The organism is Rossellomorea vietnamensis, assembly GCF_025398035.1.
In the GTDB taxonomy this organism is placed as follows: Bacteria; Bacillota; Bacilli; order Bacillales; family Bacillaceae_B; genus Rossellomorea; species Rossellomorea vietnamensis_B.
Window position 1 is genome coordinate 1,192,156 of sequence record NZ_CP104558.1, and the last position, 18,495, is coordinate 1,210,650.

General features: G+C 41.5%; 16 protein-coding genes and 1 riboswitch. Of the genes, 4 read left to right on the top strand and 12 right to left on the bottom strand.

Translation table 11 applies throughout. From position 1 onward, the window contains the following. Positions 1-114: 114 nt before the first annotated feature. Positions 115-1,842, top strand: coding sequence for a B12-binding domain-containing radical SAM protein (locus N5C46_RS06145; RefSeq protein ID WP_261751323.1), 1,728 nt, complete (start codon positions 115-117; stop codon positions 1,840-1,842). Between the two features lie 29 nt (positions 1,843-1,871). On the opposite strand, the gene N5C46_RS06150 is transcribed toward N5C46_RS06145, so the two are convergent. After that, on the bottom strand, positions 1,872-1,997 hold the full coding sequence (locus N5C46_RS06150) for a hypothetical protein (RefSeq protein WP_261751324.1): 126 nt from the start codon (positions 1,995-1,997) through the stop codon (positions 1,872-1,874). Continuing rightward, entirely contained in the window at positions 1,997-2,155 is a 159-nt protein-coding gene (locus tag N5C46_RS06155; RefSeq protein WP_261751325.1) for a hypothetical protein, read from the bottom strand. Before N5C46_RS06155 ends, N5C46_RS06150 begins: the two co-directional genes overlap by 1 nt. Before the next feature lie 134 nt (positions 2,156-2,289). On the opposite strand from N5C46_RS06155, the gene N5C46_RS06160 reads away from it, so the two are divergent. Next, a complete protein-coding gene (locus N5C46_RS06160) occupies positions 2,290-2,814 on the top strand; it encodes a hypothetical protein (protein WP_261751326.1) in 525 nt (174 codons plus the stop codon). 70 nt (positions 2,815-2,884) lie between these two features. Here the strand turns inward: N5C46_RS06160 and N5C46_RS06165 are convergent, their stop codons facing one another. Then, positions 2,885-4,237: a TrkH family potassium uptake protein gene (locus tag N5C46_RS06165; protein WP_261751327.1), complete on the bottom strand. Its 1,353-nt coding sequence runs from the start codon at positions 4,235-4,237 to the stop codon at positions 2,885-2,887. A 266-nt stretch (positions 4,238-4,503) separates the two neighbouring features. On the opposite strand from N5C46_RS06165, the gene N5C46_RS06170 reads away from it, so the two are divergent. Further along, the gene (locus tag N5C46_RS06170; RefSeq protein ID WP_034763616.1) at positions 4,504-4,704 is read left to right on the top strand and encodes an alpha/beta-type small acid-soluble spore protein; all 201 of its coding nucleotides are present in this window, start codon (positions 4,504-4,506) and stop codon (positions 4,702-4,704) included. 92 nt (positions 4,705-4,796) lie between these two features. Here the strand turns inward: N5C46_RS06170 and N5C46_RS06175 are convergent, their stop codons facing one another. From N5C46_RS06175 to N5C46_RS06205, 7 genes are all read right to left on the bottom strand, one after another. Continuing rightward, positions 4,797-5,927 carry an anti-sigma factor domain-containing protein gene (locus N5C46_RS06175; RefSeq protein ID WP_261751328.1) on the bottom strand — a complete coding sequence of 377 codons (1,131 nt, stop codon included), beginning with the start codon at positions 5,925-5,927 and terminating at the stop codon, positions 4,797-4,799. Next, positions 5,924-6,619, bottom strand: coding sequence for an RNA polymerase sigma-I factor (sigI, locus tag N5C46_RS06180; RefSeq protein ID WP_261752291.1), 696 nt, complete (start codon positions 6,617-6,619; stop codon positions 5,924-5,926). The genes N5C46_RS06175 and sigI overlap by 4 nt, the downstream gene beginning before the upstream one ends. Before the next feature lie 191 nt (positions 6,620-6,810). Next, a complete protein-coding gene (locus tag N5C46_RS06185; protein ID WP_261751329.1) occupies positions 6,811-8,010 on the bottom strand; it encodes a DUF5667 domain-containing protein in 1,200 nt (399 codons plus the stop codon). 215 nt (positions 8,011-8,225) lie between these two features. After that, the gene (locus tag N5C46_RS06190; protein ID WP_261751330.1) at positions 8,226-9,011 is read right to left on the bottom strand and encodes a TerC family protein; all 786 of its coding nucleotides are present in this window, start codon (positions 9,009-9,011) and stop codon (positions 8,226-8,228) included. A 100-nt stretch (positions 9,012-9,111) separates the two neighbouring features. After that, a riboswitch (yybP-ykoY riboswitch) is annotated at positions 9,112-9,207 on the bottom strand. Positions 9,208-9,270: 63 nt separating this feature from the next. Beyond that, positions 9,271-9,732, bottom strand: coding sequence for a hypothetical protein (locus N5C46_RS06195; RefSeq protein ID WP_261751331.1), 462 nt, complete (start codon positions 9,730-9,732; stop codon positions 9,271-9,273). A gap of 203 nt (positions 9,733-9,935) precedes the next feature. Continuing rightward, positions 9,936-11,024 carry an SDR family oxidoreductase gene (locus N5C46_RS06200; protein WP_261751332.1) on the bottom strand — a complete coding sequence of 363 codons (1,089 nt, stop codon included), beginning with the start codon at positions 11,022-11,024 and terminating at the stop codon, positions 9,936-9,938. Between the two features lie 122 nt (positions 11,025-11,146). Then, the gene (locus tag N5C46_RS06205; RefSeq protein WP_261751333.1) at positions 11,147-14,236 is read right to left on the bottom strand and encodes an efflux RND transporter permease subunit; all 3,090 of its coding nucleotides are present in this window, start codon (positions 14,234-14,236) and stop codon (positions 11,147-11,149) included. 187 nt (positions 14,237-14,423) lie between these two features. Between N5C46_RS06205 and N5C46_RS06210 the strand changes: the two genes are divergently transcribed. Next, positions 14,424-15,296 (top strand): hypothetical protein, encoded by an 873-nt coding sequence (locus N5C46_RS06210; protein ID WP_261751334.1) that lies wholly within the window; start codon positions 14,424-14,426, stop codon positions 15,294-15,296. A 62-nt stretch (positions 15,297-15,358) separates the two neighbouring features. On the opposite strand, the gene nhaC is transcribed toward N5C46_RS06210, so the two are convergent. Beyond that, positions 15,359-16,768 (bottom strand): Na+/H+ antiporter NhaC, encoded by a 1,410-nt coding sequence (gene nhaC, locus N5C46_RS06215; RefSeq protein WP_261751335.1) that lies wholly within the window; start codon positions 16,766-16,768, stop codon positions 15,359-15,361. A gap of 519 nt (positions 16,769-17,287) precedes the next feature. Further along, on the bottom strand, positions 17,288-18,316 hold the full coding sequence (locus tag N5C46_RS06220) for an EAL domain-containing protein (RefSeq protein WP_261751336.1): 1,029 nt from the start codon (positions 18,314-18,316) through the stop codon (positions 17,288-17,290). Positions 18,317-18,495: the final 179 nt, after the last annotated feature.

Genomic DNA, 18,495 nt, shown 5'->3' on the forward strand with positions numbered 1-18,495 from the left:
TGATAGTCAGGTTGGTTTATTACGTTGTACGAACAACTTGCAACAGATAATCATTTGGTTACTGAAAGTCATATGACTGAGAGTCAAACGGACTTAGAATAAAGGAGAATATGAATGAAGAAAGTCGTCTTAAGTACGTTAAATGCAAAATACATTCACACGAATTTAGCTATTCGCTGTCTAAAGGCCTATGCCGAACCCCAACACGAAATTGAGCTCTCCGAGTACACGATTAAGGATCCCACCCTTAATATCGTTACCGACTTATTCTCTAAAAAGCCGGACATCATCGGATTCAGCTGCTACATCTGGAATATTGAAGAAACGATCAAAGTCATTCAGATCCTTCGAAAAATCATGCCTGATGTAACGATCATCCTCGGAGGTCCCGAAGTGACATATGACGTCCCATATTGGCTTGAGCGCCTTGAAGACGTGGATTTCATTGTGATAGGCGAAGGAGAAGAATCCTTCAAACAATTATTGGATCAGCTTGATGGTGATAAAGATTGGTCGAAGGTACATGGAGTGGCTTATTTAGATGACGGAAAGCCTGTAATCAAACCGCAACAAAATAAAATTGATTTAAGAGAAGTCCCTTCACCATTCCGTTTTAAGGAAGATCTGCAAGAGCTCGGCAAAAGGGTGACCTATATCGAGACAAGCAGAGGATGCCCTTTCCGCTGTCAATTCTGTCTTTCTTCTATAGAAGTGGGGGTGCGCTACTTTGACCGTGAAAAGGTAAAAGAAGATATCCGCTTCCTGATGAAACATGGGGCGAAGACCATTAAGTTTGTGGATCGGACCTTTAATATCAGCCGAAGCTACGCAATGGAAATGTTCCAATTCCTTATCGACGAGCACTTGCCGGGTACCGTCTTTCAATTTGAAATCACGGCAGACATCATGCGTCCCGAAGTGATTGAATTCCTCAATGAACATGCACCACGGGGCCTATTCCGATTTGAGATCGGCATTCAATCAACCAACGATGAAACAAATGATCTGGTCATGAGAAAACAAAACTATAAAAAGCTCACGAGAACCGTCACCATGGTGAAAGAGGGTAAAAAAATCGATCAGCATCTGGATTTGATCGCTGGTCTTCCTGAAGAGGATTACCAATCATTCCGTAAGACATTCAATGATGTGTTTGAAATGAGACCTGAAGAGCTGCAATTAGGATTTCTTAAGATGCTGCGCGGGACGGGCCTTAGAATTCGCGCAAATGATCATCAGTATACGTATATGGATCATTCCCCTTATGAAATCTTGGGAAATAACGTATTGTCATTCGACGATATCGTCCGGATCAAGCAGGTGGAAGACGTGTTGGAGAAATATTGGAACGATCACCGCATGGATCGAACGATTGAGTATCTGGTCACTGAATGCTTTGACACTCCATTTGATTTCTTCCAGCAGTTTGGTTCCTATTGGGAAAATCGCGGATGGTCCAGGATCGGCCATCAGTTGGAAGATCTGTTCAAACGACTGCATGAGTTTTTATCCAATGAAACAAGCTTTCACATCTCAGTCATTGAAGGTCTCATGAAGCTCGATTATTTAGACAATCAAAAATACAAACCAAGAAAACCATGGTGGACCCATGAGCTGACGAAGGAAGAGAGATCTGCCATTTATCAAAGTCTTTTAGCACAGCCAACCATTGCAGGCGATGCATTTGCCAGTCTTAAATTAAATGAAAAAGAGTTGTATAAGCATACACTCCTTGAAACGATCCGTTCAAAAGAAGGTCAGGATCAGTACGTTCTTGCCTACTTTGAACCTTCAACCGGCCAATCAACCGTATTCGAGTTTGACCGTCAACTTGTTCAATGATAAAGAAGAAAAAATGTTAAGCGAATCGCTTAACATTTTTTCTTCTTTTCTTCTGTTTTTGGTTGTTTTTGTGTTACTTCCATTATTTTAGCTGCATTGACATCTCCAAATTCCTGACCGAATTCTTCACGGAAAGACTGTTTTTTGTCTTTCATCAGCCTCTCCCTTTTTTGCCTTTTGCTGAATTTCTATTCTTCCCTTTTGCCGCATCCTCACCTTGTGAGAACTCAGCAGAAAATTCAGTCTCCTGCTTATTCTTAAGTGGTGTTTGATTATTTTTCTCAGCAGCATCATACTGTGCTTTTCGTTTCATTTATATCTCATCTCCTTTGACCTTATTTTCCCCTCCTCCCCCTTTTCCATTCTTCTAAAAATAGGTATACACTCAACTGAATAATTCAACATTTACTCCGGAAACTAAGGAAAAATGGCGAATGAGGATAGGACATGATACTAATTTTTTTGCTGGCATATGCTTTTTTAGGGTGGAAGTTTGGCAATTGGAAGGATTTTTACAGCTATTATCCCACTTTATTATTTTTCATTATCGGAGATTTACTTTCACAATTTCTGTTATTTGATTACTCCATGTGGGAGTTCCGTACTGTCACACCCTTTGGGGACTCTCTTCATTTGAATCACACCATTATTTCATTGAGCAAAATGGCGATTCAATATACAGTCACAATCGCCATTTTCATCGGGAGACTTCCGTCGGGTTCATGGGGAAGGGTTGGTTGGATCTTGCTATGGACAGGTATCTATGGTTTGACAGAAGGCCTTTCCCATCTCATCGGGATGATGACATACCACAATGGATGGCATTTCGGTTGGGATCTTCTTTTTAATCTCATGATGTTCACCGTACTGATCGTACATCACAAAAACCCGGTATTAGGATGGATCATCTCCATCCCCATCATCCTATTCCTTATGATCCACTTTCACGTGCCCTATTCCGCCTTAAAATGATAGAACCCCTTTCATCCTTAAAAGGACAAAAAAACGATGCTGCATGCAGCATCGTTTTTAAAGAGGTCCATTACCCAATGATGACCCGTTCTTTTGGATAGTGATATTTAGCTGTCTTTTCTTTTCCGCCAATCATGAAGAGGAAGGAGAGTATCCCCACCCGACCAATGAACATCAGCACGATGATGACGCATTTTCCGATTGAGGAAAGCTCAGAGGTGATTCCCATGGATAATCCCGTCGTTCCGAACGCGGAAGCAACTTCAAAGACAATCTCCATAATGGAATGGTCCTCTGTGAACGTGAGGATGATGACAGATAGGAAACAGATAAAAATGGCCATCATCGTCACGACCAGGGATTTAATGACATCCTGATGGTGAATTTCCCTTTTGAATACCTTAATGGTTTGATTTCCCTTTGCGAAATGGAACAAAAATAAAATATTCAGGGCGAATGTCGTGGTCCTGATCCCTCCACCAACCGAACTTGGAGAAGCCCCGATGAACATAAGGGCACTCATGACCAATAAGGTGGGAATAGAAAACTCGGCCACATTCATGGTGGCAAGTCCGCCGTTCCTTGTTGTAGCCGACTGGAAAAACGAATAGAAAAATGCCTCATGCCACTCCATACCATCAAAAAAGCGGTTATATTCAAAGAGAAAGATGACCAATGTCCCGAATATCATTAATCCAAAGAACGTAACGGTCGTAATCTTTGAATATAAAGAAAAGTGGTGTTTGTTTCTCTTCTTGCTCATTAGATAATCCTTCGTCTCAATCAGTACGGGAAATCCAATGGCTCCGAGTGTCAATAAAATGATGGTGATGAACTGGACAAAGTAGTCATTTGCATAAGGAATGAGTGACTGACCCGTGATATCGAAGCCCGCATTCGTTGTGGCACTGACAGAGGCAAATAGTCCATGAATAAAAGCCTGCTGCCACGTGGGATAATAGCCTAAGAAATAGACACCTAAAATAAATGCCCCCACGATTTCAATGAAGATGATCAGTAATAAGATTTGCTTTAATAAACTTACAAGTCCGGCCAGGCTTGTCTGATTTTGATCCGTCATGATGAGGCGGCGTTCTTTCAAGCCGATCTTCTTCCCTACGATCAACCAGAAAAATGTACCGAGGGTCATGATCCCAATCCCACCGAATTGAAGAACAAACATTAAGATGAAAATTCCCGTTGTATTGAATGTGTCGACCGTACTTACAACGGTAAGTCCCGTAACGCTTACAGCACTTACGGCAGTAAAGATCGCATCCAAAAAGCTCCACTCTGCCCCGGATTTATGCGCAATGGGAAGACTGAGCAGAATGGTCGCAATCGTCACCGCCAAAAGGTAATACGTTACGATCACTTGTGCAGGAGTTAATTTATTTAAATTCAATCTAAGCTTATACCACATGTATGTATTTCCCTTTCAACGTTATTTCCTTTTCTATCTTAAAGAATAAAACCGAAGAATGAAAGGAAAAATGATTAATTTCTTTAATGTTTATTCTTCCTTTAATGTAAGCCCCCTAAACCGAAAAGTATTTGATTCAAAGCATTTTCAAGCAAACAATACAATTTCGGCGAAATATTACCATTCATGTTCATGATGATATGACAAATAATATAGGTACTGAAACATACATTGTTTCAAGTATACCAGTAAGGAGGAAAACGAATATGGCTAGAAGTTCAAATAAATTGCTTGTTCCTGGTGTTGAACAGTACCTTGATCAAGTGAAATACGAAATCGCCCAGGAGTTTGGCGTGACGCTTGGATCTGATACAGTTGCCCGCTCTAATGGATCAGTTGGGGGAGAAATCACGAAGCGTCTTGTGAAGCAAGCTCAATCTCAATTAACTGGACAACAAACTAAATAACTTGGAATACGGGTAGCTGGCATGTACCAGCTACCCTTTTTCGGTTTCAAAAACAAAGACCCATTCAGATGAATGAGCCTTTTCCTATCCTGTTAATCTTTTTTATTTTCTTTTCTGTTTTCATGATTCTGTTTCTTTTCTTCGTTTCGATTATTTTGATGATCATTACGCTTATCATTGTTTTCATGGTATCCTTGGTCATTTCGTGTAGAATGATCATGCCCTCTATAAGGTTTGTCATTACCTCGGTTCCCATTGTTACCATTTGAGGATTTCTCCATTTGTGACTTCTCGGATTTTCCCCTCTCCCCTTTATTTTCGGGGTGAGATTTTTGACGCTGATCATGGTTTTTTCGAGGTTTTTCAGCCTTATCCGCAGGTTGTTTCTTCTCTTTTATTGGCGGATTCACCTTTTGATTTTCAGCTTTGATTTTTTCATCAATGATCGCTTTCTTTTGCTTCTCTTTTTCTTGTTTGAGCATTTTTTCTTGAACTTCGTTATCTTCTATTGTTGAATCATTTTTTACAGGCTCCGTTGTTCGAGTGGAGCCCTTCTGTTCTGTTTCACGAATCAGTGAGCCTGCAGTCATTCCTTTTTCAGATGCCTTTTTCCTGAATTCCCGGGATGTTTCTTTCATGATGATGTTCGTAGAATGATCAGAACCGTAGTCCTCCACAAACTCATTTAATTCGTCCATCAATTCGGTTTCCCGTTTAGGGTCGGAATCATCAATGAAGGAAGAAGTAATGAAAACATTTTGAGTTCCCTTTAAATACCCGAGTCTCTCACTTAAAAGGAAGATTTTCTCCGTCACTTCCCCCACATCTTCATTTTTCCAGTCTCTCAGTTCCTTTAAGAGAACCTCGGCATCACCATTATATGGCTTGATATTCAACACCTGTTGATCTTTATTTAATGTTAATTCCATACTGGGATTGATATCGACCGAGACATAGGCATACGCCCGGTTATTCTGCAGAACAGAACTTGAGAATAAGGCAATGATGACGACAAGAACTGTCAGCAAAGATGTCGACACTCTCCAATTCCACTTGGAAATCGTGTTTGGTTTATCAGCTCTTGAGCTCAGAGGAAAGAAAGGAATTTCTTCGCCTATCGCATACTGTTGATCGGGCTGCTTTCTTCCTGTAAGAAATTCTCCTTCTGGTGTCATCATCACCAGGATATCCTGTTTGATTTCCATAATGATCCCTTTTTTCATATCTCTAACCGCCCTTTTAAATAATCCCGTAAATAAACATAATCCCCTATAAGAATGAGAGAAATGGCTATAATATATTTTCTATTTCTCTCGATTGTTTTTCTGGTGACGTTCACCTGTTTTTCTAATTTTTTTATCGGTAATCGTCTTTTTTCTGTAAGATAATCTAAAAGTTCTGGTGAACTCACTACCTTTTTGGCGATTTCTATGGCATTCAATCTTGCATCTTCATGTTTGGGAGACTGTTCAACCAGATCGTGAAAGGACAACTTGTATTGAGCCAGTTGTTCCTGAAAGTAAAGGATCTCTTCCCGTCGTTTTCTGGCTTCCTCCTGTTTTCCGAATTCCTCTACGGACACAATCTGATCGATTGTTACACCGGAAGAATCTTCCCCATTCTCAAATAAGCTAAAATCGAAGCTTATATCCTGGATCTTCCCATTCTTTCTGATATAATCGATTACTTTCCGCTTGATGATCACTTCAGAAAAACTGATGATGGAAGAGCCTCGTTGATGATTATACTTTAAAATTGCGTCATGAAAGGCAATCAGACCGATGCTGAATTCATCGTCACTTTCATAAATGAATCGTTTGCATACCGATGATACCGTTTTTTTAATAAATGGCTTATAGTCTTCGAGCACCATGTTCAATAATTGCTCATCACCATTTTGTATCTGGATCGCCATCTCTTCAAGCGATTGCTTTTTCTTTTGTTTAGCGAGTAGAAATAGTAGAACATTTAGCACCAGCCTCACCCCATCCTGCACACTATTATACTCATATGGTGTTGAATGTAAAAGGATATTAGGGAGAAAGGGTTGCTTTTACAACCCTTTCCTGACCGATGTGTCAATCACTTTCAGACTCTAGATCGAAATCATGATTCTTTATGATGACCCTTACCGCCTTCTTCTCGTTTGCCGTTCTCACTGTGCTGATGATTTACTTTGACTGGTGCTGAATGTTGTTTTTTTACTTCTTTATTCTCGTGGCGGGCTTCTTTTACCTTTTGTTTTTCTTGTTTACGTACTTCTTTTGCTTCTTGCTTCTCTTGTTTACGTACTGCTCTTGATTCTTGTTTTGCTTCTTTATGCTGTGCTTTCCATTCTTTTTTTTCTTCTTTTTTCTCTATCTGTTTTTTTACTGGTGAAACAGTTTCTTCCTTATCTGGTGTTGTCGTTTCGGTAGTCTGTTCGACCGGAGCTTCTTCCTTTGCCGGCATTTCTGTCTCTAAGACAGGTGATTTTTCCATAGGAGTTTTTGTATCCTTTTCAGTTTCACTTTTTTCAGCCTTTTGTGCTGCTTTCTCCTCTAATCTGTCAAGCTTTTCAGCTAGTTTCAAGTAACTCTTTTCAATATTTTTTAGTAGGGCCGCTTTCGCTTTTGGATTTTTCACTTTTTCCATATTTGCTTTAAGTGACAAGATGTTTTGTGCCATCATTTCTTCCATAGCGTTATCATCGGTATTCTCTTCAATCTTTTCATCATCGGAAGTGGGTTCTTCTTTCAAGGCATCTTCAGAGGTTGTGTTATCAGTTTCTTCTTCCACTTTAGATTCATCATTCTTTTCAGAATCAGACTCAACACTCTCATCATCAGTTGAACCCTTTTCTAATTCATCATCAGACCACTGATTTTCCGATTTTTGCATCATCTCAATCGCTTTATTTAAGGCTTCGATGGCTTCGTCTTGTTTACCATCTTTGAATAATTCTTCTACTTCGGCCAATCTTTCTGCAGCATATCCGGCTAACAGCTTGGCTTCTTTAGCATCGTCCATTGTAAACGCGAGATGGATTTTTTCGATTGCAAGCTTCGCAAAATAGAAAAAATCACCAGGCAATAAGGATGGAGCCTCTGAGGCTTGCTCTAGTTTTTCAATTTCATTTTTTGAGGATTCCAACATTGCGTCGTCATTTACTGCGACATCAGCACTGACTGTTTTCTCTTGCTCCAATTTAACGCTGTCAAAGTTATCGTCGTTTGAATTTGCAAACGCGAGTGATCCTGGTAAGCTAATAGAACTCGCTACAAGTACTGCTAATGAAGATTTCACTATTTTTGATTGTTTTTTCATATGTACACCTCGGAAGTTAATTTGGATTTGGCCGATCGATCGCCTTATTAAAGGAGTTACGTTTAAATAACTTTTTTTGAGGGGGTTTAACCAAATAAAAGTTTAGAAATTCCCTCAATCGTATAATTCTTCATGGCAACGAGCCGTCAAAACTTCCGTTCGGCAAAACAAAAAAAGCTAACGGGAAAACTCCACGTTAGCTTTATATGACCTCATTATTCTGCTTTTGCTTTTCTTTCAATATTTTCTTCTTCCTGCCTTGCTTTTCTTCTTGATAATAAATACCCACCTACAGATAGCAGGATCAATACGCTCCAGAAGACAAGTTTCCACCCTTTTGATTCAGGGAAGTGATGATCCAGGATGGCTACATCAGGATGAGCAAGGGTGAACACGGCAAGTTTCACACCTACCCAGCCAACAATTAGGAATGCTGCTGATTCCAAGGTAGGGTATTTCTCCAATAATTTCACAAACCAGGTAGCGGCAAATCTCATGATCACCAACCCGATGATGCCGCCTAGGAACATGACGATAAACTGCCCTCCGTCAATCCCTCCTACATCAAACCATCCAGTCGGTTGCAGGGTTACGGCCAAAGCGACGGCAGCAAGCATGGAATCAACCGCGAATGCGATATCCGCAAGTTCCACCTTGAGTACCGTAGTCCAGAATCCAGAGCCTTTCGCCGGTTTTTCTTCTACTGCCCCGGTGTCTTTCCTTTTCTTCACAAAATGGTGAATGGCCACGTAGAATAAATAAATCGCCCCAATCGCCTGAACCTGCCACACATTGACCAAGAATGAAATGAGAAATAATGCAGCGAACCTAAAGACAAAGGCTCCTAAAAGACCGTAAAAAAGTGCCTTCTTCCTTTGTTCCACAGGTAAATGTTTGACCATTACAGCCATTACCACCGCATTATCAGCAGCTAAAATCCCTTCAAGACCTACCAATATCAGCAGGACCCATCCATATTCCAATAACATCGAAGCATCCATACCTCTAGTCCCTCCCTATTTACATAGTTAGTTTTCCAATAGGCAAGGAATTTTATAAAAATAAAAAGACCCTTGCCTAAATAAGGCAAAGGTCTTGCTTAGCATACGGATATGCCAACAAAGCCGATGGCATACACCATGAATTGACGACTTTGTTTAGGTATGAAACCTATAGCTACTCCCCTTTGACAGGTAGAAAACGTTCATTTGTATAGATGTATTTTAACTCAAAAACATCTATCCGTAAAGAGAAAAAAATTTATTGAACCCGTATCAGGATGGCTCGTATCAATAGTCCCAGCAACACTCCAGGAATCACAAACAAAATCGGTAGAAAAATGGGCCCGATGAATTTCCCGAATAGATATACCCTAGGGGAATACATCAAACCAACCGTTACCATATAGGCAGACATAACAAATGGTAAAAAGCTGTACTTCCCCTTATGGCCATCGGCAATTTTATACGCATCCCACATGGCAAACATATATAAACACGGATAAAACATAAGCCACTGGTAATCAAGTATGTCTGCTGCTTTATGTGTTTCGCCTAAAAAACTGTACATGATCCCCAGATTGAAGTTACTTTGAATATTGATTATGATCTCAAGAAGGACAAACAACGTTCCCTTAAACCATAAACCGACCAGCAATTGAGGAAAACCCGGCAGCGCAATACTCCACAGGATGCCTTCTAATTTTGTAATGGATGACTTCATAAGCACCCCGTCAAACAGGAGGAGTGGTAATACTGGTTGTTTCTAATAGGCTTATTGTAAGAATTGTGTTTGTCTCGGTCAGGGTATAGCGTAAGGGAAAATGACATCTTGAGATTCCTCCTATTGAAGCTTCTCCCTTTATTTTTACCATATCTCTCCCAATTATTACGATGATTGCCCGTTTGAATGTTTCCATCCCTCTATTAATCGATCTTTACGTGCAATCGCTCATTAGAGGCATTTTCAAGATAAAACTCAACCATTTTTTCAATCTGGCTGGAAAGGGACGGACATATAATCGAAGTCCCTTCCAGGTCTTTTAGGGCTTGTTGGCAGTTGAATTTACCTTGGAGTGTAAAATAGTCCAAAGCTTCCCGTTCGACTTTTAAATAACGGCGTATAAAGCGGAAACCAAGAGCCCAATTAGAAAGAGATAACGGAATATTCCCCTTTGGTTTCTTTTTTAACATATGCCATAAAATCTGTTCATACACTTCCTTTACCATCAGGGGTTCTGGATCCGTCAGATGATAGGTCTTTCCTTTCCCAGTCTCCTCATGCCCCAGATAAATGGATGCTTTCACGACATATTCAACTGGGACGATATTTATATATGAGGTACCCTCACCGAGAAATGGAATCCATGGCAGGAAAGATAGTCTGTTAAACATATTCATAATAAAGTATGGTCCATCGAACTTCACGGTCTCTCCCGTTTCTGAGTTTCCCTTCACGATACCTGGTCGGATGATCGTAATCGGCAGCTTGTCCTTCCATTCATCCACCAGAACCTCTGCTTCATATTTAGTCCGTTCATAGAAGTTATGAAAACGCTCAGGACGGATCAATTCATTCTCCATTAGTTCACCTTCACGAGATCCAGCAATAAAAGCAGTGGAAAAATACACGTATCTTTTTAATCGACGGAAGGTTTGACAGAAATCATTGACCTGTCGTGTGCCTTCTACATTTACTTTCTGAGCAAGATCCTGAGGGACTGCGAGATCATAGATGGCTGCTAAGTGCCAAACATATTCCACTTCCTCCCTAATTTCGAGGATTTTCTCTTCTGACATGTCAAGATTCGTTCGGGTAATATCCCCTTCTACCAGGATGATCTCTGCATCTGACAAGAATCTCAGTTTCCCCAATCCTTCTTCCGCCTGCTTACGCATTGAATGAAGGTGAAGTAAGTATACCTTCGTTGCCTTATCCTGCTTGAGTAACTCTTCCACAATATTATGACTTAAAAAGCCCGGAAACCCTGTAATCAAATAGATACCTTTTTCCATTTCGAACGTCTCCCCCGCTTGTCACCATTATTTTTGATAAAAAAGAGCTAACCTTAGGCTAAGGTACCTCATCCTTTTAGGAGGTGACTGCTTAACATGCGGGTTAGCTCTCGTTGTGTGTTCTATTCTTTATATAACTTTGTTTCTCTTGGTTTCTTCATTCTTCTCGTCTCTTTATCAAAGAAGCTGTACACAATCGGTATGATATATATGGTTAATAAAGTCGAGCTGATCAGCCCGCCAATGACGGCAATGCCCATAGGCTGATTGATTTCGGTCCCTTCACCCAAACCGAGGGCCAGTGGCAATAAGCCGAGGATCGTCGTCAGTGCCGTCATGAAGATCGGCCTCGCCCGGTCCTGAACCGCTTCGACGATACTGTCAAAGCTGTCAGTTCCCGCCTCTTTCCGCTGATTGATGTAATCTACGATGACGATTGCATTGTTGACGACGATACCAGCCAGTACAATCACTCCGATGATCGCCGATATGCTGATAGGTGTCTGTGTAATCGCCAGGGCGATTGCTACACCTATCACCATGAGCGGAACGGTAAACATGATGACAAATGGGTATTTAAATGACTCGAATTGAGCAGCCATGACCATATAGACAAGCACGATGGCAAGCCCGAGTGCCAGGGCCATGTCGTCAATCGAATCCTCAAGGAGCTCTCTGTCCCCACTGAATGAAACCAAGGTCTCGTTTGGAAGATCCAGTGATTCGATTTTCTCATCCACCGCCTTCGAAATGGCTCCAAGATTGGTTGCCGATGAATAGTTGAGTGTGAATTGAACGGCATGCTGCTGGTCAATCCTTTGAATGCTGACAGGACCATCTTCAATTGAAAAGTCTACGACGGAGTTTAACTGAATATACTTCCCTTGTCCATTTGGAATGAGGAGTTTCTTTAAAGAACCCAGATTTTCAGTGATGTTCCTGTCATATTGAACAAGAACATTTATGACGTCAGAAGACCCTGTGACCATTTGGGTAGTCAGGACCCCCCGGGTTACATCCTGAACGAGCGTCCCGATCTGAGCAGGTGCCAAACCTTGTTGAAGTGCCTTCTCCCGGTTCACCTTCATTTGGACTTCTTTCACCGTTTCCATCTGATCTGTTGAAACTTCCGTGACATCCTTCATTTCTTTCAACGAAGCGAATAACGTATCGACGGACTCCTTCAGTCGGTTCTGATTTGTATCCCGCAAGTTGAACGTCAAGGTTTGAGGACTGGAGCCGGATGTTGACTGTAAGTTAAAGGAAACTTCAGCAGATTTATTGACCTTTTGAGCCGCTTTTTCCACTTCTGGCTTTACTTCATCCGCAAAGCTGAAAATCGATCTCTCCCGCTCATCGAGAGGCATCATTTTCACATAAACTTCTGCAATATTCCCTTTCCCGCTTCCTCTGAAAGATTCTTCCTGGGTTGTACCCACAAGACTTACGAAGACATCCACATCTTTTTCTTTTTTCAACCTGCCTTCAATCGCTTTGACGACTTTATTGGTCTCATCGACGGAAGCTCCATTATCCAATTCGACCCTCATGTTGAAAAACCCTTCATCAGTTGGTGGTAAAAACTGCGTTCCTACCGTCGTAAGGCCAAGTCCGCCGCCCACTAATGTAATGAGAGTGATGAATAATACGATGAATCGGTGACGAAGCGCCCATTTAACCGACCGGGCGAATGTCTTTCTGCTCTTGGAACGTCTCCGCTTTGCTTCGATATTCCCTTTCGGTTTTTTCAAGAGTCTGCTTGCGAGCATCGGGATGACCGTCAATGCCACGACAAGGGAGGCCAATAAACTAAACGAAATCGTCAAGGCGAATTCGGTAAACAATTCTCCCAGTAAACCGGATATAAAGACAACCGGCAGGAATACCGCTACAGTGGTCAAAGTGGAAGCGGTGATGGCTCCCCCCACTTCTCTTGCCCCGATACTGGCCGCTTCCCTCGGATTTTTCCCCAGGGATAAATGGCGATATATATTCTCAATGACTACGATCGCATTATCAACCAACATTCCAATTCCAAGAGCCAGGGCTCCCAATGTCATGATATTCAATGCGAAATCCGCAAAAAACATAAGAACGAACGTCACAATGACGGAATAAGGGATGGCCACCCCGATGATAAGGGGACTCTTTACATTTTTCAAAAATAAGAAGAGCACAAGCATGGCGAACGCTCCACCTATCAGGAGGGAATTGGCGATATTCCCAATGGCTTGTGCGATGTAATCCCCCTGATCGAACAGGATATCAGCTTTGATTGATTGATATTGATCCTGCTTAAGGAGACGGTCCAGCTCCTTTTGAAACGCTTTCGATACGGAGGCGGTGTTAGCATCTGATTGCTGCAGCACACTGAACAGGATGGCAGATTCTTCGTTTGCCCGGGTGATCGTGTTTGTATCCTGTTTTCTCTGTTCAACTTTCGCGACATCAGAAAGCTTAAGCTTCTTTCCAGTTTGCGGATTCACCTGTAAGACCAATCCCTTTAATTCATCCACGGACTGGAGCTTGCTTACTACTCTTGTGGTCAATGTTTGTCCATCTGTCTCGATCGTATCTCCGGGAGCCGTCACATTGTTGGCGCGGATTGTATTGACCACATCGCCCTGACTTAGACGATTATCTTTCAACGCTTGCTGATTCAATTCAATGACCACTTCATCCGTTAATGAACCTGAAACATTTACATTTGCGACCCCTTCCACTCTTGTCAGTTCCTGTTTCAAGTTCTCTGAAAGTGTCTTTAGGTTGGACTCGTCCCCTTCTTCCCGTAAAGAAAATTGAATGATCGGGAACTGGGCGGGATCAAATTTGAGAAATCTTGGATTCTCTGCTCCATCGGGAAGTGGAGTTTGGTCGAGGCGTTGCAGGACATCATTTTCAATCTCATCGATAGAGGTCGACCATGAAAATTCAAGGAGAATAAAATTCGAACCTTCCTTTGAAGTCGATTGAAGGTTCTTCATTCCCGGCAAGGTGGAAAGACTCTCTTCAAGTGGTTTTGTTACTTTCTCCACCACCTCCCGAGGACCTGCTCCGGGATAATTGGTCACCACGACACCTACGGGTGGATTGAGGTCCGGGATGAGTTTCAACGGGATCCTGAGGAGCGAGACCCCTCCCAAAATCAGGATAAGCAGCATGGTGACAATGGTGAACACCGGTCGGCGTATGGAAAAATCACTAATTTTCAATGATGTGCTCCCCTTTCTTTATGTATAACGTTCATTACGGTTTGCAAGGAGTTACTGTTAACTATAGTCTCTTCAGGAAGATCCTTCAATATTAAAGCGTCTGTGAATGATAAATATCGGTTAAAAATAAATAATTCCACCTTATCGGTATACACTATTTTTATACTGTAACGTAAGGAGCATTAAAATGGCGAACTGGGTTCCCTTTGTATTCCTTAGCTTTTTCAGCATTTTTGCATTATATTTAATCGTAATAAAGAATCGTCACATATCTGGCCGGATCATCCTATTTTGGCTTTTCATTTCCGGGTTGGCCTATGTATTTGAATATATCATCTTTGTATTATTTAACAGCTATACGTATCATCCCCATATTTTATCGAATAATTACAATGACAGCGTGCTGGGATCGATCAGTTCACAGGCATTTTCGGTTCCGGTTGCGATAACCTATATTGTATTGTACCGCTTGCCGGCATGGAGGATTGCGGTCATCATCGGTGTCTTCTTCCTCATTGAAACGTGGTTCATCCACACGAGGTTATACGAACATCATTGGTGGGAATCGTATTATACAACCTTTTTCCTTATTATTTCCGTTATACTGGCCAAAATCTGGTGGAAAATTCTGAATGAATCTGACAACCACTATGTTCAATTCATCACTTTGTTCTTTGCACTTTCCACCATCACTCTTTCTTTTGCCTGGATTCTCTCTTCCCTTTTAAAGCTGTATATCCTCCCCCTGAATCATTTTTCGAATCCTGTCAGGGATTTGATCGCAGGGAATGCCCTGTATTTTTGGTTCACGACCTACTTTTATAGCCTGGTTATTTTTTTTAGGAACGGGGATTGGAAATATTCATTATGGAGCATCCTTTTTCTCTTGACCGTTGAGGTTTTTATGGTGCAGGAAGGTGTATTATTGCTCAAGAACCCTTTGATGATCGGCGTGCTTCCCCTATTCCATTTAATCATGATATCTGCAGGGAGCCAGTATTACCAGCGGTATTTCGACACATATATTGAAATGCACCAAAAAGGACTGTCTTCTAAATGAATCATCCTCACACTAAGAGAGTGAATCATTCAGACTGACAGTCCTTTTACATTGTCTGATTGTTATGAATTCGATATAGCAGCGTTATTCTCCTTAGGCTCTTTTTCAATGGTCCACCCCGTGAAACCATACAGGATGGTGATGACAGGAGATATCAGGCAAAAGACCGCAAATGGTAGATACTCCATGGTTGAAACACCTAATACATCTGTGAGGAATATTCCACACACACTCCATGGAACAAGTGGATTCACCACTGTTCCTGCATCTTCCAATGTCCTGGATAAGGTTTTAGGGTGAAGACCCAATTTCTTGTATTGAGATTGGAATGCTTCACCAGTCAATAGAATGGATAAGTACTGCTCCCCTACTACAACATTGATACCAATCGCTGATAATGCAGTGGATAGAATCGTTCTTCTTTCAGATTGAATGATAGCAGACACCTTGTGAAGCAGTGCCGGGATGATACCCAGTTTAAATAGTAATCCACCGAGACTCAGTGAGAGAATGACAAGGGAAATGGTAAACATCATGCTGTTCACTCCCCCTCTTGTCAACAGTGAGTCAACGGATTCCACCCCTGTCTTCGAGGTAAAGCCTTCGAATAGCACCTGGAATAATTCATTTACCTTCAACGTCCCGTGGAAAAAAGATAAGAACACAGAAGCGGCTATCGTGATGGCCAGTGTGAATAATGCAGGCGTCTTATATACAATCAGCACTACCAGCAGCACTAAAGGAACTAAGCTGTACCAGTGGATAAGGCCGGTCTGCATTAAACCTTCCTGCAATGCATCAAGCTGGGCCAAATCAACCTTACTGGTCCCTGGCGAAAGGACCCCGAATACAATCAATGTAATGATAAAGGCAGGTACGGTCGTCCAGGCCATATTTCGAATATGGGTAAACAGATCCACCTTGACGATGGAGGAAGCAAGATTGGTTGTATCCGATAATGGAGACATCTTATCTCCAAAAAAGGCACCTGAAACGATGGCACCAGCCGTGATTGCCATGGATAACCCCATAGCCTCCCCGATTCCGATTAAAGCTACACCGATTGTCGCTGCCGTTGTCAGTGAGCTTCCGATTGCGACTCCACTTAAAGATGTAAGTAAAAAGGCAATTGCATAAAAATAATGTGGAGTGACAAATTCAAACCCGTAAAACATCAACGTGGGTATGGTCCCACTAATCAACCAGCTGCTCACAAGCAGACCAATAAAGAAAAATAATAGAATGGCACCTAATCCACCCTGCGCTCCGGCAATCATCCCTTTTTCCATTTCTCTGAACTTCACTTTGCGTATCAGTCCATATACCATCAAAAAGAAGAGGGAAAGAATGATCGGAATATGAGGGACCGCTCCCACACCGATAATGCTGACACTGATGATTCCCAGAACAGCGAGTAATACTGCGGATGCTTCAGGAACGGACGGTTTATGAATGCTTTGAATGTTTAACATGTTTACACTTCCTTCTGTAAGCTATATTATGTGACCGAAAAGGGATTGTATGACAAAAAGAACCCTCCATCCCTGATAGGGACGAAGAGTTCTCCGCGTTACCACCCTAATTGAAATAAATCATGACATGCATAGAATCGACTGATCCATTGCATGATTTATTTCCACTTCATAAAGGTTGTCTCTTGATAAGTCCCCTAAATCACTTAGAGAATTTATAAACAATGTAATTCAGAAAGAAGCGGACCTGGACTTCCAGCTGACGTCCAGTCTCTGATTGCTGTCTCACTATTTCCTACTGCGTTGTTCAAGACAATGATATGTGATTGATTGGTTTAAGGGTCCATTCCTCTTTTACCCTTAAACGCTTTTAAGCTTTTATGTGCTAAAGTATTTTATAGTAATATAATATCATGTTCTTTAAAATTGTCAAGGAACGATTTTATTGTCCTTTTTCCCTTTGAAGGATCCCCTTACATAAAGAACCCCTCTCCTAATATAAGGGGAGGGGTTTGACGATTAAACGAATAGAGTTTCTTCAAATGGTTCCATCGCTTCTTCTTGAGGTTTTCCTATGAAATAGCCTTGCGCATAGTGGATTCCGATTTCTTTACAGAAGAGCAATTCTTCTTTTCTCTCAATCCCTTCTGCCAGGACCAAAATGTCCAATTCTCCGGCAATCTTCATTACTTCACGTAAAAATTCCTGATTATCCTCATCAGAATCACAGTGGTTGATGAAGGATCGATCGATCTTTACATAGTCCGGCTGCAGCAGGCTTAACATTTCAACCGTGGCAAAACCTGAACCCACGTCATCAAGGGCGACTTTCATCCCTTCTCTCTTATATACGTCAAGTACCGATCTTAAATGTTCTACATCTTCAATCTTCTCGGTTTCTACCACTTCGAATACAAGGTCTTTTGGATCTACATTGCATTCATTCACAATCTTGAAGGTGTGGCGCAAACAAAATTCAGGATTATAAATCGTCGAAGGAAGAAAATTAATAAAACTCTTCGTACCAGGTTCCACTTGGCCCTGCCTGGACTCGATTGCTGATTTCCTCGCCTTCTGATCCAGCATGGAGTGAAACCCGGTTCGCGAAGCAGCTTCAAACAACTCCCCTGGATTGATACGATTATGGCCACTATTTGAGCGTAAGAGCGATTCATAGCCAAAAAGACTGAAATCGCTAAGATCAATGATAGGCTGGAGGTGACTCGTAAATTGCCCTCCTTGAATCAGCTTAACCATTTCTCTATATTTAATTAATTGCAGGAATTCTTCAGCAGGACGGAAGGGACCGGGCTTCTCTGAACAATTAAAACTGCATGTCCATTCTTCCTCAACTAATACGGTTTCTATTTCTGATAATTTACCATAGACCTCATCAAGATTATCATATGGTAATACATATAAGCCTTCTTCTGTCTTATCAACTGATCCTGTCAGCGGTAAGTTCAGCCTTTTTTCGTTATGTAAAAATAAATACCCTGCTTCATGATACTCCATCTCAATTCCACAGTTTGCACAAGCGTATTGCATCCTATCTCTTCCTTCCCCTGTAAGTCATATATAGCCTTACCTATATACTAAGACTTAGTACCCTACTAACACCAGTAATATCCCTTTATTTTAGGAAAAATTACTCATTGATTGTGAATTTTTTTGAAAATGCAGTTTGAACCGACAGATGGTTCAGGTTTTTCACAACAAAAAAAGGA